The organism is Synechocystis salina LEGE 00031, from assembly GCF_015207985.1.
GTDB classification, from domain to species: Bacteria; Cyanobacteriota; Cyanobacteriia; order Cyanobacteriales; family Microcystaceae; genus Synechocystis; species Synechocystis salina.
In genome coordinates this window covers 28,031-46,360 of the sequence record NZ_JADEVV010000023.1, presented here as the reverse complement: position 1 = coordinate 46,360, position 18,330 = coordinate 28,031, and the positions used below count along the sequence as shown (strand labels likewise).

Annotated in this window: 14 protein-coding genes; 7 read left to right on the top strand and 7 right to left on the bottom strand. The window is 50.4% G+C overall.

Features of this window, described 5'->3' with window-relative positions; all coding sequences use genetic code 11:
- Positions 1–29 precede the first annotated feature (29 nt).
- Complete coding sequence (locus IQ217_RS09675) at positions 30–722, bottom strand: MotA/TolQ/ExbB proton channel family protein (RefSeq protein WP_194019775.1); 693 nt, start codon at positions 720–722, stop codon at positions 30–32.
- A gap of 311 nt (positions 723–1,033) precedes the next feature.
- Positions 1,034–1,567: an adenylyl-sulfate kinase gene (gene cysC, locus IQ217_RS09670; RefSeq protein ID WP_194019774.1), complete on the bottom strand. Its 534-nt coding sequence runs from the start codon at positions 1,565–1,567 to the stop codon at positions 1,034–1,036.
- Positions 1,568–1,892: 325 nt separating this feature from the next.
- On the opposite strand from cysC, the gene IQ217_RS09665 reads away from it, so the two are divergent.
- Complete coding sequence (locus IQ217_RS09665) at positions 1,893–6,089, top strand: choice-of-anchor I family protein (protein WP_194019773.1); 4,197 nt, start codon at positions 1,893–1,895, stop codon at positions 6,087–6,089.
- A gap of 118 nt (positions 6,090–6,207) precedes the next feature.
- Here the strand turns inward: IQ217_RS09665 and IQ217_RS09660 are convergent, their stop codons facing one another.
- Entirely contained in the window at positions 6,208–7,083 is an 876-nt protein-coding gene (locus IQ217_RS09660; protein WP_190597135.1) for a universal stress protein, read from the bottom strand.
- A 53-nt stretch (positions 7,084–7,136) separates the two neighbouring features.
- Complete coding sequence (locus tag IQ217_RS09655; RefSeq protein ID WP_194019772.1) at positions 7,137–8,336, bottom strand: hybrid sensor histidine kinase/response regulator; 1,200 nt, start codon at positions 8,334–8,336, stop codon at positions 7,137–7,139.
- 241 nt (positions 8,337–8,577) lie between these two features.
- Between IQ217_RS09655 and IQ217_RS09650 the strand changes: the two genes are divergently transcribed.
- The 3 genes from IQ217_RS09650 (at position 8,578) to gloB (ending at position 12,168) form a co-directional block, all read left to right on the top strand.
- On the top strand, positions 8,578–9,906 hold the full coding sequence (locus IQ217_RS09650; RefSeq protein WP_190597138.1) for an ammonium transporter: 1,329 nt from the start codon (positions 8,578–8,580) through the stop codon (positions 9,904–9,906).
- A 120-nt stretch (positions 9,907–10,026) separates the two neighbouring features.
- Positions 10,027–11,331 (top strand): dihydroorotase, encoded by a 1,305-nt coding sequence (locus IQ217_RS09645; protein ID WP_194019771.1) that lies wholly within the window; start codon positions 10,027–10,029, stop codon positions 11,329–11,331.
- Positions 11,332–11,394: 63 nt separating this feature from the next.
- Positions 11,395–12,168 carry a hydroxyacylglutathione hydrolase gene (gene gloB, locus IQ217_RS09640; RefSeq protein ID WP_194019770.1) on the top strand — a complete coding sequence of 258 codons (774 nt, stop codon included), beginning with the start codon at positions 11,395–11,397 and terminating at the stop codon, positions 12,166–12,168.
- A 92-nt stretch (positions 12,169–12,260) separates the two neighbouring features.
- On the opposite strand, the gene IQ217_RS09635 is transcribed toward gloB, so the two are convergent.
- The 3 genes from IQ217_RS09635 to IQ217_RS09625 form a co-directional block, all read right to left on the bottom strand.
- Entirely contained in the window at positions 12,261–12,434 is a 174-nt protein-coding gene (locus IQ217_RS09635; protein WP_010871578.1) for a chlorophyll a/b-binding protein, read from the bottom strand.
- Between the two features lie 54 nt (positions 12,435–12,488).
- The gene (obgE, locus tag IQ217_RS09630; protein ID WP_194019769.1) at positions 12,489–13,595 is read right to left on the bottom strand and encodes a GTPase ObgE; all 1,107 of its coding nucleotides are present in this window, start codon (positions 13,593–13,595) and stop codon (positions 12,489–12,491) included.
- A 149-nt stretch (positions 13,596–13,744) separates the two neighbouring features.
- Positions 13,745–14,389, bottom strand: coding sequence for a Uma2 family endonuclease (locus IQ217_RS09625; RefSeq protein ID WP_194019768.1), 645 nt, complete (start codon positions 14,387–14,389; stop codon positions 13,745–13,747).
- Between the two features lie 185 nt (positions 14,390–14,574).
- Between IQ217_RS09625 and IQ217_RS09620 the strand changes: the two genes are divergently transcribed.
- From IQ217_RS09620 to IQ217_RS09610, 3 genes are all read left to right on the top strand, one after another.
- A complete protein-coding gene (locus tag IQ217_RS09620) occupies positions 14,575–15,396 on the top strand; it encodes a glycosyltransferase family 2 protein (RefSeq protein ID WP_228024045.1) in 822 nt (273 codons plus the stop codon).
- A gap of 39 nt (positions 15,397–15,435) precedes the next feature.
- Complete coding sequence (locus tag IQ217_RS09615) at positions 15,436–17,445, top strand: flotillin family protein (protein ID WP_338116543.1); 2,010 nt, start codon at positions 15,436–15,438, stop codon at positions 17,443–17,445.
- A gap of 145 nt (positions 17,446–17,590) precedes the next feature.
- Positions 17,591–18,316 (top strand): TerC family protein, encoded by a 726-nt coding sequence (locus IQ217_RS09610; RefSeq protein WP_338116544.1) that lies wholly within the window; start codon positions 17,591–17,593, stop codon positions 18,314–18,316.
- The last annotated feature ends 14 nt before the right edge of the window (positions 18,317–18,330 follow it).

Sequence of the window (18,330 nt, the reverse complement as noted above, 5' to 3'; positions counted from 1 at the left end):
GGGAAAGGATACAACTCCAGCAAAGAAAACTAGTAGGATTCCTGGGGCATGCTTTCCGCTTCCGAGGTGGGGGTTATGCCTTCGTCGTAGGCCATTTCTTCCTCAAACCAACGTTGACGATAGAGCACCTCCAGTTCACTGCCGGCCTTGCGAAACACCCGCATTTGGTTGAACCATAAACCCTGAAAGAGTCGATAAAAAGCCAAGCTGACGATCGCCACGATTAACCCCGTCGCCGTGGAAATCAAGGACTCCCCAATCCCCAGGGTAACCCCAGCGGTGGAAGCAGTACCCAAATCACTAATTTGGATGGAACTGAGGGACTGGATTAGGCCCAACACCGTTCCTAACAAACCTAACAGGGGCGCAAGGGCAATGATCGCTTCCAGGATTTTGTCCCCCCGCCGCATGAGGGCCAGTTGGTCATCGGCCGCCGACTCCAGGGCCAGGTGAAAAACCTCCGGGTCTGGGTGGGGCAAGCGCAACGGTGCCAACAGATATTTAGCAATGGGGAAACGCCGATTATCCTGGGCTACCCGAATGGCCGTGTCCCAATCCCGGGCCGCCGTGTCCAAAATGCGGGAAGCAGTCTGGGAACTTTTGAGGAGAATTTGCCCCCAAAACCACAACCTTTCGATGATCGTACTGACGGACAACACCGATAAGAGAATCAGGGGCCACATGGCCACGCCGCCCTTTTGAATCAACTCAATGGGATTCACTGCTATTCATTGCCTCCATTGCAAGATTTGCGACTAGGAAATTATTCAACTTTATGGGGGACTAGTCTGGTTAATCAGACCTAATCCCCTGGCGATCGATATTAACCAAAGTTAATCCTAGCGCAAGGAATCCCCCACCTAGAAAGATTGCCTTGCCACCGGAACCCATCAACACATTTCCCCTAGGGCTGTGGGAGCTTGGCCAGCACAATTAGGGAGTCCATCTTGGCAACGGGCCCCTGCTTCAGGAAAAAATTGATTATTGCCAACCGATTCCCAGTCCCCTGTTCCCCAAGTAATGGCCAATTGGTTCAACCTTCGATGTATTGTAAATCGACCAACTTTTGCCAGATCTTGTTGACGCTTTCATCCAGTTCTTCTAGATCGGTGCGGCATTCCACATCGGGATTGCTGGGGGGTTCATAGGGGTCATCAATGCCGGTGAAGCCTTTAATTTCCCCACTGCGGGCTTTGGCATATAAACCCTTAACGTCCCGTTGTTCACAAACGGCCAAGGGCGCATTAACAAACACTTCTAAAAAGTCACCAATGGTCTGTTTCACTTCCTGGCGGATGGCTTCGTAGGGGGAAATGGCAGAAACTAGCACAATAACGCCGTTGCGGGTAAGCAAATGGGAAACAAAACCGATGCGGCGAATGTTGGTATCCCGGTCTTCCTTACTAAAACCCAGACCCTTGGTCAAATTGGTGCGCACCACGTCTCCATCTAGGACTTCTAGACGGTAACCACTATCCCGTAATTTTTTCTCTAACGCCTGGGTGATGGTGGTTTTGCCTGCTCCACTCAGTCCCGTTAACCAGATTGTCACGCCACGTTGTTGCATAGATAGTTTAAGGATTTTTCAGAATTATCGATATTGCCGAGGAATTGGCTCCAAATTGGCAGGGCAATGCGCCGCCCTTGAGCTTAGCTTTTTCGTTCCCCGTTGACAATGGCGGATTTTCCTCAACCTTTACTCAGAACTAATTGTTTTGCTTAACCTTTTCATAGCCTAATCATAAGTTTTTCTTAATTTGTCTGTGAAAAACTGTAGCGGGGACTAGTGGAAGCTCGCCGCTGATGGGGAATTTTGCTGTCCGTCGGCGATCGCCAACCCAAGTCCAAAATTTTCCTCCATTTTTCCTGATTGAGAAATTCCCGAAGCAATTATGACCATTAACAACGGCGTTAGTTTGATAAGCAAAATTGGTGGCTTTGCCAGCAGTAATGGGGCAGAAATTCCGGCCTTTGACCCCAGCACTAAGCGCCTATTTGTGGTGGCGGGCTCCGTGATCGAAATTTTAGATTTAACCAATCCCATCAACCCCACTAAACTGGGGGATTTGGCGCTGGATTTCGATGGCCTACCCCCCGGTTTTAGCCCTGCACCCAACAGTGTGGCGGTGGGTAAAGCCGGTACTCCCAGCGCAGGGATTGTGGCCGTATCCTTGGCCATTCGGGATGATTTGAACAATCAGGAAGCGGGTCAAATACAGTTTTTCGATACAGCCACTGGTAATTTCCTGGGCAAAGTGCTGGTGGGCTTTTTACCCGATATGGTCACCTTTAGCCCCGATGGCACCAAGGTTTTAACTGCCAATGAAGGGGAACCAAACGAAGGCTACACGGTGGATCCTGTGGGTTCAGTGAGCATTGTGGATATCAGTAACGGGTTTGTCAATTTAGTTGCCCAGACTGCCACTTTTGATAGTTTTAATGCCCAAAAAGCCGACTTACTGGCCGCTGGGGTGAGACTTTTTGGTCAGATTTTTGATGAAAATGGTAATTTTGTCCGGAATAGCACCGTAGCGGAAGATCTGGAGCCAGAATATATTGCCTTCAACGGAGACAAAGCCTGGGTCACCCTGCAAGAAAATAACGCCATTGCGGTGGTTGACATTGCCAGTGCCACAGTGGAAGCAATTTTGCCCCTGGGGTTCAAGGACCACAGCTTGCCTGGTAATGGCTTGGATGCGAGCGATCGGGATGGGGGGATCAATATTCAGAATTGGCCCATTTTCGGCATGTATATGCCCGACAGCATTGCTTCCTTTACCGTCGGTGGCCAGACCTACTACATCACTGCCAACGAAGGGGATGCCCGCAACCGCCCTTCTGACGATGATATTTTTCCCTCTCCGTTTGATGGAGAAGGGGATATTTTTCTGGAAGAAGCTCGCGTTAAGGATTTAATTCTAGACCCAACTGCATTTCCCAATGCCGCAGAGTTACAGGCAGATGCCAACCTTGGTCGTCTGACAGTAACCACCAAATTTGGGGACATTGATGGGGACGGGGATTTTGATGAACTCTATGTTTTTGGTGCCCGTTCTTTCTCCATTTGGGATAGCAACGGTAATTTGGTGTACGACAGTGGCGAAGATTTTGAACGGATTGTCGCTGAATCCATACCGGATTTTTTCAATGCCAGCAACAGCAACAATAGTTTCGATAACCGCAGTGATAATAAGGGGCCTGAGCCGGAAGGGGTAACGGTGGGCACCATCGACGGCCGTACCTATGCCTTTGTGGGACTAGAACGCATTGGCGGCGTCATGGTTTATGACGTAACCAACCCCCAGGTCCCCGAGTTTATTCAGTACATTAACCCCCGGGATTTCACTGTTGATCCGGAGTCTAATTTGACCGATTCCGGCCCAGAAGGGTTAATTTTCATCGATGCCGCCGACAGTCCCAACGGCAAGCCGTTGTTGGTGGTGAGCAATGAAGTGAGTCAAACCACTGCCATTTTTGAGGTTAATGTCCCTACCCCCCAGCCCTTCAAGTTGCAGTTATTCCATGCCTCTGACCAGGAAGGGGGAGTCCCTGCGTTGGATGATGCGCCCCGGTTCTCCGCTGTGCTCAATGCCCTACTACAACAGGACATTGACAACGATGGTATTGCCGGTTTTACCAATAATCTCATTCTCTCTTCTGGGGATGCCTATATTCCTGGTCTGTTCTTCAGTGCTTCCCAGGATGTATTTGGGGGTGTAGGTCGGGCGGATATTCTGATTCAAAACGAGTTGGGCTTCCAGGCGATCGCCTTTGGCAACCACGAATTTGACCTAGGCACTGCGTTGATCGCCGACTTGATTGGGGGAGACCCGGCGGATAACTTCCCCGGAGCAAACTTTCCCTACCTCAGCAGTAATCTAGACTTCAGCACCGATGGCAATCTAACCCCTTTGCTCACAGCGGATGGCCAGGAAGCCAGTACCATCCCTGGCAAAATTGCTGCCAGCACTGTCATCACTGTCAACGGGGAAAAAATTGGCATTGTGGGGGCCACCACCCCAACCCTGAGGACAATTTCTAGCCCCGGCGATGTGGGGGTTTTGCCCAGTCCCTTTGGTGGCACTCCCACGGCGGCAGAGTTGGATGCCCTCGCTGCCATTATCCAAGCGGATGTGGATGCCTTATTGTTGGCCAATCCGGGGCTGAACAAAGTTGTTTTGCTGGCCCATATGCAACAGATTGCGATTGAGCAGGAATTGGCTTCCCGTCTCAGCCATGTGGACATCATTGTGGCCGGTGGTTCCAATACCCGCTTGGTGGATGAAAACGATCGCCTGCGGGCGGGGGATACGGCCCAGGGAATTTACCCCATCATCAAAACCGGGGCCGATGGTAACCCTGTGGCAGTGGTTAATACCGACGGCAATTATAAATATGTCGGCCGCCTCGTAATTGACTTTGATGCGGAGGGGGTCATTATTCCCGAAAGCTATGACCCTCTGATTAGTGGAGTTTATGCCACCGATGCCCAAGGGGTGGCGGATCTGAATGCAGCGGGCTTGGTGGATCAAGAAATCCAAGCCATTGTGGACCAATTGCGTACAGTCATTGTCGCCAAAGAAAGTAATGTCTTTGGGTTATCCAATGTTTACCTCGAAGGTCTGCGACCCGCAGTCCGCCAACAGGAAACCAATCTGGGTAACCTCACCGCTGATGCCAACCTGGCGATCGCCAAACAACTAGATCCCACCGTGGTTATCTCCCTTAAAAATGGCGGCGGCATCCGGGATGACATTGGTCGAGTTGTGGTCCCCGCCGGGGGAACTGGGATGCCGGAGCGACTGCCCAACGAAGCGGTTATTGATGCCGATGGTAACGTGGTTAAACCCGAAGGAGGGATTTCCGAAACGGACATTGCCAATGCCCTTAGTTTCAACAATGGACTAAGTCTAATTACCGTAACCGCCGCTGAATTATTGGCCCTAGTGGAACACGGCATAGCGGCCAGCGATGGCAGTAACCAACAGGGTCGTTTTCCCCAAGTTAGTGGTTTTGCTTTCAGTTTTGACCTCAACCGGGCCCCCGGCAGTCGGGTTATTTCCCTGGCGATCGAAGATGAAACCGGCAAAGACCTAGATGTGGTGGTTAAAGATGGTCAATTGGTGGGAGATCCCAGCCGAACCTTCCGCATGGTTACCCTGGGCTTCCTCGCTGGCGGTGGCGATGGTTATCCCTTCCCCAGTGGCGAATCTGCTAACTTAGTTAATTTGAACTTAGCTTCCGATGCTCCCCGTACCGGCTTAGCCACCTTTGCGCCCGATGGCTCTGAACAGGATGCCCTGGCCGAATACTTGGCGGCCAACTTCAATACCCCCGCCACTGCTTTCAACCAAGCGGACACCGCCCCGGCATTTGATACCCGCATTCAAAATCTAGCTTTCCGGGAAGATACGGTAATTGATCCCATCGCCAACGAGATTGGGACTGTGGCTAAAGATGGTTTGTTCTTTGTTGAACTGCCCAATGGCATGGAAGTGAGCCTGAAGTACGAAGATCAGCCCTTGGTAGCCGGCACCTTTGGTAATTGGCAAATCCTGGAGGCGGAAACTGTGGACGGAATGAATCAAGTCCTCTGGCAAAATTCTGACACTGACCAATTTGGGCTGTGGAATGCTGATGCCAACTGGAACTGGTTGTCTTCTCAAACCTGGCCCACTAATTCTTTCAAAACCCTTGCAGCGGAAGTTACCTTCCAAATTGACCTTAATGAAGATGGACTGTTAGGCGATCGCCTGACAAATGTGGAAACCAAGGGCAATGTTAGTCTGTTGGAAGGCATCCTGGGTAATTACTACGCCCAAACCGGGGATGGCTTAACAACCCCAATTAAATACCTAGGGGAAGTCTTTGAGAATAACCTGGGCAACTGGCAGGCCCTAGCGGGGGAAACCGTACAGGGTATCAATCAAGTGCTGTGGCAAAACCTCGACACTAACCAAATTGGTATTTGGAACTCTAGTTCCGATTGGAATTGGCTTTCCTCCAGCGTTTTTGCCGCCGGATCTCCCGAGGCGATCGCCCAAGCTAATATTTTCGGTGTAGACCTGAATGGAGCAACTGCAATTTAATCCCTCAGTTTTCCCACAAGTAATATCCCCACTTTCGTTTTGCCGAGGTGGGGATTTTTTTTCGTATTTGTGTGTAGGAAAATTTAGCTGGCTAGACTTTGTTTTTCTCTAATTACTGTTAACCTTTGGGAGAGAAAAACAGGAGGGGAAACCAACTGCGGTTCAAAATGTTATCCGTCAAACTGGGTACCGTCCAATCTAACAACGTAGTCCGGTGACTAGCCACGGCGATCGCCGTAATATCATTGACAAAGGCAGTGTCGAGAATTTCCTGCACAGGGTTACCATGGCGTACTTCTGTGACAATATCCGGCACTAGGGAGCTAAATTCCTGTTTCAGCATGGCCAATTTTTCCTCAGCTTCCTGACGACGATTTTCCATCAGTTCCGGACGACGGATACCATCTTCCAAAATAGAGAGAAAATAACAGGACTGTACTTTGCCAGGAGGGGCCTTTTCTAAGGAAGTTTTTAACCTTTCCACCAGATAGTTACCAGCGGAACTGGCATCATAGGGCACCAGTAAATTTCGCCAGAGATGTTGACAGCGCAAAGCCATTTCTTCCACCGTGTAGGTGGTGATCAATTGCGGCCGTAGGATCATCACCGGCACCTTAGTGGACTTGGCCAAGGAAAGGGTGTGGCTACCGAAAAGCTTTGATTCCAAATTGCTCCGCACCGGCATGCCATTAATAATCACATCAATGGCTTCCCTTTCCACCAACTGGTTCACCAAGTCTAGGTATCGCACGGAGGATACTTCCACCTTCACTTCCACCCCTGCCGGCACCTGACCCACTAGGGATTCCAGATAAATTTTGGCTTCCTTGAGCTTACTTTCATCCACATTGGCCAGGTGCTCATCTTCCCAGACAGAAACGGTGTGGAGAAAAATTAGCTTACTGATGCCACAGAGGGAAAGTTCTTCCACAAAGCCCGCTAGTCGTTGCAGTCCATCGGAAAAATCTGTACAAATGAGGCAATGCTTAAACATAATAAAATCTGCCCTCCGCTGGCATAGTTGCTAGTGTTTGTCGAATTGTGAATCTACTCTAAACCCACCGGCCCTTGGTCGGAGTTGACCTTGGTAATCCTGTGGCCCCCTTCTTTACTGTTATCGACCGCCGCTTCCCCCCATTGGCCATGGGGCACCCAACCGATCGGCACCGGAGGATGTTGGGGCAATGTCAGGGAAAGAATGGCTCCCTTGGGTTGATTATCTTGCACTGTGATGGCACCGCCATGGGCTTCGCTCATCATCTTACAGAATGCCAGACCCAAGCCAATTTGGGCAATGTTGGGCATGATGGTGCCCACCTCGTAGGGCTCAAAAATTTTTAGTTTAAGTTCGTCCCTAATGCCTGGCCCTTGGTCAATGAAGCAGATGGTGATTTTATTCTTGTCCTCCGTGACGATCGCCACCTCTACTTTGCCACCCGTAGGGGAAAACTTAATCGCATTGCTGAGCAAATTGCTGATAATGCGCTGGAAAATGGGGGGGTCTATTTTGGCAACCAGGGGTCTGTCTTCCCATTCCCTTACTAGGGTCAATTGCTTTTGGCTGGCGATCGCCTCGTAATCATCCAGCACAGTTGCAACCAATGCCAACAGGTCCACTTCTTGATAGTCCAGGCGAATTTTGCCATGCTCCTGTTTGGACACCACCAACATATCGTCCACTAAATGCTGAATTTGTTGCCCGGCATGAAGCAGGCGACCGAGCTTTTCCGTGGGCAAGGGAGGATCATAATGGCCCCTCTGCAAAATTTGTATCCCCAAAATCAAATTGGTGAGGGGGTTACGCAAATCATGGACAATCATGTGCACCATCGATTCCCGTTGTTGCAGTAAATTCCCTAGAGCATCGTACTGGTGCTTCAGGCGCAACATGGCCTGGATACGGGCCTGCAATTCCAAACCATTCAAAGGCTTGGAAATAAAATCATCGGCCCCCGCCGCCAAACAATTGGCCAAACTGAGTTTACTGTCTAGGGCCGTAACCATAATTATTGGCAGGGCACGCCACCGAGCCGAAGCACGGACCGCTCGGCAAACCTCAATGCCACTCAGCCCCGGCATCATAACGTCGAGCAACAAGAGGTCTGGCTGAAAGGTGTCCAGACTGTCAATGGCCTGTTGGCCACTGTCGGCGTAGTTAAGCTCATAACCCCGATCCGCTAGGAGGGCATCAATAACATCAAAATTATCGGGATCGTCATCTACCACCAGGAGGGAAGCTGGTCCCATAGAGCGTTCCTGCCAATGCAAGCTTTGCAGAAGAGGATCAATTCCTCTCCTTCCCAGTTTAGCGTGTACTTCCCCCTACTCACTAGAGTGGAACCCAAATATCATCGGCGTACTGCTTTTCCTGATTTTATAAATTGTGGGCAAACGGTGACAAAAGTTGGTGGTGAACAATTCATTCCCTCCTAAGATGCAATCTTAAGAAAAATCTCACTTTTTCCAGGGAGTTGATTTAGTACAGGCAATGAAACTCAAAATTTTTCCCCTTGCCCGTTATGCCCTGGGCGCTATGCTGGCATTTTTATTTGTCGGGGTGGCCCAGGCCCAAACAGAAACCATTTCCATTGCAGAAGTTACCTATGCAGTTAATAATCTATTCTTACTGGCCGCAGCGGTTTTAGTACTGTTCATGCAGGCTGGCTTTGCCATGTTGGAGGCGGGACTGTCTTCCCACAAAAATACAGTTAATGTGCTCTTTAAGAACACTTTTGATGTTTGTGTGGGAGTATTACTTTACTTCCTCTTTGGTTACAGTCTAATGTACGGAGAAACCCCAGTGTTGGGTGGCTTTTTTGGCTGGAGTGGCTTTGGCATTGCCAACACCCCAAACAACGTTGAAGGCCTCAGCCCCCAAGTGGATTGGTTGTTCCAAGCAGCCTTTGCGGCCACGGCGGCCACCATTGTCTCCGGGGCGGTAATGGGGAGGATGTATTTCAAAGCCTACCTAATTTACTCCGCTGTCATTACCGGGTTGGTCTATCCCATCAGTGGCCACTGGAAGTGGGGGGGAGGCTGGCTTGACCAATTGGGATTCCATGATTTTGCCGGTTCCATTCTGGTGCACGCGGTGGGGGGATTTGCTGCCCTGGCCGCCGTGGTGGTAATGGGGCCCCGCATTGGCCGTTTTGAGGGCAACAAAATTAACAGTCTAGGTTACCAGGGGATTACTTCCAGTTCCCTGGGGGTGTTTATTCTCTGGGTGGGCTGGTATGGCTTTAATCCCGGTAGTCAATTGGCCTTTGTGGGGGCTCTAAACACCAATACCACCATGTTAATTGCGGTGAACACCACCCTGTCCGCAGCGGCGGGAGGATTGGCAGCCCTCGCCTTCGACTGGATTACGGAAGCTAAACATAAAGCCAACTTACTGGTGACCCTCAATGGCATTTTGGGCGGTCTGGTGGGCATTACCGCCAGTTGTGACACCGTTAGTAACTGGTCGGCGATCGCCATTGGGGTGGTGGCAGGCGTTTTGTCAGTGCTGGGCACGAAGCTGTTGGACCGTCTACGCATTGACGACGGGGTAGGGGCTTGGCCTGTGCACGGTTTATGCGGCATTTGGGGCGGTATTGCCGTGGGCATTTTTAGCACCAACGTTGAACATAAACTCAGTGCCCAGATCGTTGGCTCCTTGGTGATCCCCTTTTGGGCCTTCATCACCATGTTTTTCCTTTTCTACCTACTAGACCTTTGGGGCATGTTAAGGGTAAAACCGTCCCAGGAAAAAGTGGGGCTCGATATTGTTGAACATGGTCAAACAGAAAAAGGGGTGGAGATCGCCTTTGAAGACTAGCCCTTGATTGACCAAGCATAAAAAGTACAGTTAACCCCCAGAATCCGGAAAGGTTGCCCAACTTTGCTAGGATTTTAGGGGGATTTTTGTGGCGTCGTTCCCCCGAGGTTAAAAGGTTAAATGGAAACGCAATGTCGACCCCAGGTTCGTTGCCTAGATCCCATACAGGGCAGAGAAACACGGGTGACGGTGATGGTACGGGGCAAGGCCATTGTGGCCGTAGAGGATGATTCTTACCCCATACCAACGGATGCGGTGGTGATCCCCGGAGAGAATTTACTCTTGGCCCCCAGTCTGGCAGATCTGTATAGCTACAGCGGTGAGCCTGGCCACGAAGACCGGGAAACCCTCAGCCAATTACTGCAAACGGCGATCGCCGGCGGCTTTAGGGACGTTGCCATTTTGCCCACCATGGATCCCCCCCTGGACCGACCCCAAACTTTGCAGTGGTTGGAGCAACGGTTAAATCAGATGGCAGGGATAAATGCCCATCCTCAGGAGCAGGGGGAAGATGGGGCCACAGTCCAATGCCACTGGTGGGGAAGCGTCACCCAAGGCAACCAAGGTAAACAGTTAACTGAGTGGGGAGAATTAAGCCAAGCCGGAGTCATTGGTTTTAGCGATGGGGGGGCCATTGCAGATTGGCGCCTATTACAGCGGGCTTTGGAATATGGAGCCATGGCCGGTAAACCTTTAGCTCTGGTTCCCCTCCATAGTTCCCTGCGGGGTAATGGGGTGATGCGGGAAGGGCCGTTGGCCATTCAATTGGGGTTGCCACCGGATCCGGTGATGTCCGAAGCGGCGGCGATCGCCAGTTTGCTGGAATTGTTGCCCCATTATCCGACCCCCGTACATCTGATGCGTATTTCCACTGCTCGGGGAGTCGCACTAATTGCCCAAGCCAAAAGTCAGGGGTTAAACTTCACTGCCAGCGTCAATTGGCACCATCTTTTGCTCAGTAACGGGGCGATCGCCCATGGTTTACCGCCCCACACACCCCACTATGATCCTAATTTGCGCTTTGACCCTCCCCTAGGCAACGAAGGCGATCGCTTAGCGCTGATTGACGGGATTAAAAACGGTGTCATTGATGCCATTGCGGTGGACCACCAAGCCTTTACCTATGAAGAAAAAACCCAGACCTTTGCGGAAACTCCCCCCGGGGCGATCGGCTACGAATTGGTTTTGCCCTGTTTGTGGCAAGGGTTAGTGGAAAAGGGTCTCGTAACCTCCACTGAACTGTGGCGGGCCTTGAGCACCAATCCCCGGCAATGCTTGGGCCTATCCTTGGTTAATCCGCCGCGAATTTTGTTTGATCCCGGTCTGCCTTGGACTTTACAGAGGGGGGCTTTGCAAACTTCTGCCTATAACAGTCCTTGGTGGGGTCACAGCCTCAAGGGTAAAGTGGTGGCTTGGGAATTGTAATTTTGGTTAGCCTTGGCACGGTTAGGATGGGCATAACCATTCAGTCCGCAAACCCCAAGTTATATGGATATTCATCGCCTACCCGTCCTGGCAGATAACTATGTTTTCCTACTCCACGATCGCCAGAAGCATCAGGCCGCAGTGGTAGATCCAGCGGTAGCTAAACCTGTATTGGAATACCTACAAAAATTGGGGGCTGATTTAGTCGCCATTTACAACACCCATCATCACTGGGACCATGTGGGGGCCAACCGGGAATTATTAGCCCAATATCCAAACCTGGAAATTTACGGCGGGGCAGGAGACGAAGGGCGCATTCCCGGCCAAACGACTTTTCTCCAAGATGGCGATCGCCTGAAGTTTGCTGGCAGGGAAGCAACAGTCTATTTTGTCCCCGGACACACCAGGGCCCATATTGCCTATTACTTTGCTCCTGGAACCGGGGCAACTACAGGGGATTTATTTTGCGGTGATACCATTTTTGCCGGAGGCTGTGGCCGTTTATTTGAAGGGACTCCGGCCCAGATGGTGCAATCCATTGGCAAATTACGACAATTACCGGATCAAACCCGGCTGTGGTGCGCCCACGAATATACCCTAGGTAATCTCAAATTTGCCCTCACCGTTGACCCCGACAATGGCGACCTCCAGGAACGATTCCAAACAGTGCAAGGCGATCGCCAACGGGGACAGGCCACCGTACCGTCTTGGTTAGGCACAGAAAAAAGCACCAATCCATTTCTGCGGTGGGACGATCCAACTATTCAAGCTCGGATGGGACTGACGGAGCCAGCGCGGGTATTTGGCAAGCTCCGGGGCATGAAGGACAATTTTTAACTAATTTTTAACTTTTGGGCGGTAAATTAAGTCGATTTAGTTTGGTGCATCAATCATGGTAGCCGTAGATATGGGTCAATTGTCCCAACCGATTACCGTAGTCCCAACCAGGCCAGAACCCCCTGGTTAGTGAAATATTCAATCACCAAAATGAGTAGAAATCCCACCATGGCGGCCCGGCCATTCAGCTTTTCTGCATAGTTGTTGAAGCCAAATTTGGGGTCTTCCTGCACGGGGGTTTGGTTCGGTTGTAGTTCTTCACTCATGGAATTTTCTCGGATAATCAACTAGGTTTACAATTCTTTACCTTTCTTTCCCTTTTAGCTTGAGTAAGTTACCCCGTCAATGGGTACGTCAGAGTTGAAAGGGTTATTCAGTTCCGCCTGGGCCTGTAATTCCAGCTCCAGTAACCTTTGGGCTTCTGCGTCCGCCGCGGCCATTTCATCGAGCCATTGCCACACCAGTTGCATCAAGTCATCCAAGCCTCTACGGGTGGCCGCCGAAATGTGCAAACAGGGGGCATCGCTGAATCGTTGTAATTCCGCTTCAATTTCCCTGATCATTTCTTCGTCCAGGGCATCAATTTTATTCAGGGCAATGATTTGGGGTTTTTCCATCAGTCCCCGGCCATAGGCGGCCAACTCCTGTTCTATGACTCGAAAATCGGCGATCGGGTCCCCAGCGGTCACATCCAACACATGGAGCAGTAAACGAGTCCGTTCAATATGGCGCAGAAATTCGTGCCCCAGGCCAATGCCCGCCGCCGCCCCTTCAATTAGCCCTGGAATATCAGCAAAAACGGTGCCATCCCCCGTCGGTTTTCGCACCACCCCCAAATTGGGCACCAGGGTCGTAAAGGGATAATCGGCAATTTTAGGGCGAGCCGCCGATAGGGCAGCAATGAGGGTGGATTTCCCCGCATTGGGCAAACCGATAATGCCCACTTCCGCCAGCAGTTTGAGCTCAAGCCGCAGTTGTCGCTGTTCCCCTTCCAATCCCGGCAGAGCATACTCTGGGGCCCGGTTACGGTTACTAAGGAAATGCTGATTGCCCAAACCACCTTTGCCCCCCGCCGCCACACAAAGCCGTTGCCCAGGGCTGACCAAATCCCCCAGCAGGCAGTCCTGCTCCAAGTCGTAAACCATGGTGCCACAGGGAACTTGCACCACCACATCTTTACCGTTAGCCCCGGTGCAATTGCTGGAGCCGCCCCGTTTGCCGTCATCGGCCTTAAAAATTCTCGCATAGCGAAAATCTAACAAGGTTTGTAGATTGGCATCCGCTTCAAAAATCACCGAGCCGCCCCGTCCCCCATTGCCGCCGGAAGGTCCCCCCGCTGGCACATACTTTTCCCGCCGAAAGGACACCATGCCATCGCCGCCTTTGCCGCCCTGTACTTCTATCTCTGCCTGATCAATAAATTGCATTATTCGGTCCAGTTTCCTCTAGTAAGCAAAATTTAGCACAATCTGCAAAAATCCCATGACTTTAATTGTCCATTAAGTTGTAAATAAATGGCAGTGGAGAGTTGCACAAAAAATCCTCTTAGCTCCACCCCAAACATTATTGATTAGCCTTAATCTTGTTGAAATCGCTCTAGTAACCAATGTCCCACCTCCGCCTGATTGGTCTGACGGCTGCGTTGTAAAACCTCCTCTAAAATTCCCATTTCTAACCCAGGCAAAACTTGAGAAGTTGTAATTTTTTGACTGCCCTGATTGGCTACTGAATAAGCAAATAATTGGGGCTTTTGAACATCTACTATCCAATATTCTCTCACCCCCAAATCCTCATATAAAGACCTCTTTATTCCCAAATCATCCAATAAAGAGGAACGGGAAATTTCCACGACTAAGTTCGGGGCAGGATATTGATCCAGATTAACAATGCCTGTTCCCGACGGAATTGCCCTAGAATTTTCCCCTAAATAATAGGCCACATCCGGTTGACATTCACGCACCCCGCTTTTACGAAAAGTAGTGGTATCTAAACCTGTTGCAGGAATTTGCCTGAGGGCAATGAATAAATTCACTGCAAAAATGATCATTACGTGATCCTGACCATGATCAAAGCTGACAGGGGACATTTCAACCCTCATATGTCCTTGATAATAGTAACTCTTTAGGCACTGATCCTTTAAATCGTCTAATTGCTGAATATATTGATCCCATGTTGCTATAATCCAGTCATTTATCATGGGTCTTGTCAATAAATCATTCATTATTCTTTGTCCTATTGATGATTTTTCTGCACCATGCTAGTTAAATGGCGATAATTGTCCGGCGGAAGTTTCTGAACATCTGAACAAGAGTTAATGGAGTATTATCTCTCCTCCCAAAATGATATAACTCTAAAGGCAATCTCATTTGTCTCTCAACATTTAGCCTTTTTCTTTTCCCTGTTCCCATGAAGCTTTCGGTCATCATCCCAATTTACAACGAAATTCAAACCATTGAAAAGATCCTGAAAAAAATCACCATGGTGTTGCCGGAAGTACCGAAGGAAATTGTCATGGTGGACGATGGTTCTAAGGATGGTACGAGAGCATGGTTGGTGGATACCTTTGGCGATCCGGAACAGCATCCTGTTCTGGCTAACCTCAATTTAGCCGGTCAGTTCCAATGTTTTCCCCTGGCCCCATCGGCGGAAACCAATGGCGATCGCCAGGGGTATAGCTTTGTGATGGCAACGGAGTGGGAAGTGAAAGTGATTTTCCATCGCCAGAACCAGGGTAAGGGAGGCGCTTTGAGAACAGCCTTTGCGGCGGCCACTGGGGATGTGTTGATTATCCAAGATGCGGATTTGGAATACGACCCCGAGGATTGGGAACCCATGTGGAAGTTAGTCGATGGCGGTTGGGCCGATGTGGTGTACGGTTCCCGCTTCTATGGCAATCCCCATCGGGTGCTCTATTTCCATCATTATTTAGGCAATAAATTGATCACCAGTTTGATTGATTTGGTCTGTAATATTAACCTCAGTGACATTGAAGTTTGTTACAAAATGTTTCGGCGGGAAATTTTGGAAGACCTGCGCTTAACCTGTAGTGATTTTGGTTTTGAAGTTGAATTTACAATGAAGGTAACCCGATCGCCAAGGCGATGGCGAATTTATGAAGTGGGGGTGGCCTATTATGGCCGTACCTTTGCCGAAGGAAAGAAAATCAATTGGCGAGATGGGGTTAAGGCTTTGGGTTACATTGCCAAATTTTGGTTAACCAATGCTTAACGTTGCACAACTGCTATTTTTGCCCCCCGGAGGCATATCATGCACAGTAAATTTTGGTTTGAATTTCTCCAGACTTTGCCCACCCTACCAGCCAACGGCGCAACCCTAATTGCCACGGTGGAAACTCGCCCAACTTCTGGAGAATTAATCATTGCCCAGGATCCCAACCAAACGTTCAACAACAATGATTCTGCCCTCGGTGGTTTATCACCTCTGTTGGTCTTTCCGGTGGTGATTATCTCCGTCATCTTTTTGATTTTAGTAACCATCTTTCTCTACACCCGTTTTTACGTCATTGCCCCCAATAACGAAGCTTTGGTCAGAACCGGTGGCGTTTTCAAAAAAGAGCAAATGGTGATTCTCCACGGGGGCTGTATTGTCATTCCCGGTTTCCACGAAATTACCAGGGTGTCCCTGCGGGAAATTTCCATTGACGTGGTGCGGGCGGGGAATTTGGCCGTGCGGACCCAGGACTACATGCGGGCCAATATGCGGGTGACTTTTTACGTCTGCATTACCCCCAACCGCAACGAAATTTTAACGGCGGCGGCCAGGCTCTCGAAAAAGGGACAAATTTCTGAAGCAGATATCAAAGATGCCCTGGAAAAACGGGCTGATGACGCCATCCGGGCGGCGGCGAAAAAGAAAAAACTCGCTGAATTAGATTCGGATAAATTGGGCTTTGCCGATGAGGTGTTGAACTTAATTCAAGGGGATTTACGCAAAGTTGGTTTAACCCTCAATAACATTGCCATTTCCGAAATTGAAGAAAGTGATACCTACGATGAAAATAACTTTTTCGATGCCCAGGGGGTGCGGCTGAGGACGGAAACCATCCAGCGGTCGATTCAACAAAAACGGGAGGTGGAATTGACCACCAGGGTAGCCATTGAACAAGGGGAATTGGAAGCGGAGAAAAAAAGTTTAGCCATCAAGCGGGAGCAGGAAGATGCCAATATTACCCAACAAAAAGAAATTGAACTATTAAAGTTAGCCCAAAGGAAGGAATTAGAATCCCAAGAAGCACAACAGCAAAGGGAAATCCAAGAGGCCAAGGACCGGGAAGAGGCGAAAAAGGAACGGAATAAAATTCTCCAGGAACAGGCAGTGGAGGAAGAACGGATTCAAAAAGAATTGGCCATTCAAAATAGTCAAATTGCTTCGGCGATCGCCCTGGAGGAACGGAATAAGGAATTAAAGGTGGCCCAGGCGTTGCAAAAACAGGAAGCGGAAGTGGCGGAAATCCAACGGCAGAAAACCATTGAAGCTTCCCAACTACAGGCCAAGGCAGAAATTGCCCTAGCGGAACAAAAAACCCAAATTACTGAACAAACAGCGGCGATCGCCATTGCCAATAAACAAAAGGAACGGTTGGAGGCGGAAGCTCTGCGGGCCGAGGCGGAATCCGGCGTCATTACGGCCCAGGAAGTGGAAGCGGCGGAACGCTCCCAAAAATTGGCGGTGATTGTGGCCCAACAGGATGCCCAGCAACATCGCATTGCGGAACAAAACGTGGTGGAAATTGACGTGTTTCGGCGGCGGCGTCAGGCAGAAAGTGCTAGGCAAGCGGCGGAATTGGAAGCGGAATCTATCCGTACCCTGGCCGATGCCAACCGTCACAAAGCCATGGCCGAAGCGGAGGGACAGAGGGCCATCATCGCAGCCCAAAACAGCCTGAGTAATGCCAACCGCAGCGCTGAGTTATTGAAAACCATCTGGCCGGAACTGGTCACCCAACTGCCGGATCTGATCAAGGCATTGGCGCCCCAACCTGGGGTCTTGGGGGAATCCCGCATTTATTCCTTCCCTGGATTGAATGGGGCCAATGGCAATGGCAGTAACACCGGGGACATTAACAAATTACTGCTTTCCACCAGTGGCCTCACCCTGCTCAATGGCCTATTAAACGAGGGCAAACTCAGCACTGTGGTGGACCAAGTGAAATCCCTCCTCCAGGATCCGCCGTCGGTTTCCTCCCCTCCCCCTGCAGACCATGGGGGCAGCGCTGAGACTTCCCCTGGGACGGATTTTTACCCTGAAGGAATTTAATGGGGATCAACGGCGATCGCCAATGACAAGGGGTAGCGGCCCATCACCAAAGCCCCTAATAATAAAGGAAGATGGAATGGCTGGAACTGAACCTTGCTTGCCTTGGTTTTTTCCGGTCTGTCTCTGCAGGCCTCCCCCTCCCCCTGTGCCCATGTTTGACCTAGATTTACTGTTCAACTCGTCCTTTGCCGTTGCCGTCAAAACCCCATTGATGTTGCTAGTGTTAATTGCCCTGGAGGCAGTGCTATCGGCGGATAATGCCATTGCCCTAGCCACCATCGCCCAGGGTTTACCCAATCCGGCCCAGCAACGGCGGGCTTTGAATGCGGGGTTAGTGATTGCCTATGTGCTCAGGATTCTGCTCATTGTCACCGCTTCCTTTGTGTTGCAATATTGGCAGTTTGAGTTGGCTGGGGCCTTATATTTACTCTGGTTGGTGGGCAGTTACTTCCTCTCCCCCGATGAAGGGGACAATCACCACAAGACTTTTGAGTTTAGTTCCTTTTGGCAAGCCATCCCCCTCATTGCCTTCACTGATTTAGCCTTTTCCCTCGATAGCGTCACTACGGCGATCGCCGTGGCGGATCAATTGTGGCTGATCATTGCGGGGGGCACCATTGGGGTCATTGCCCTCCGGTTTTTAGCGGGTTTATTTATCCGTTGGTTAGACATTTTTACCCACCTCAAGGATGCTGGTTTTATCACGGTGGGTTTGGTGGGTCTGCGGCTGCTGCTCAGAGTCATTAACCCCGAGCTAGTGCCACCGGAATTGTTGATGATTACCATGATTGGGCTACTGTTTGCCTGGGGCTTTTCCGAGCGGCGATCCCCGGAGCTAGTGGAAGAAATTAGCCATAGTGGGGAGCCGTAGGCGGCCCAGGAGTA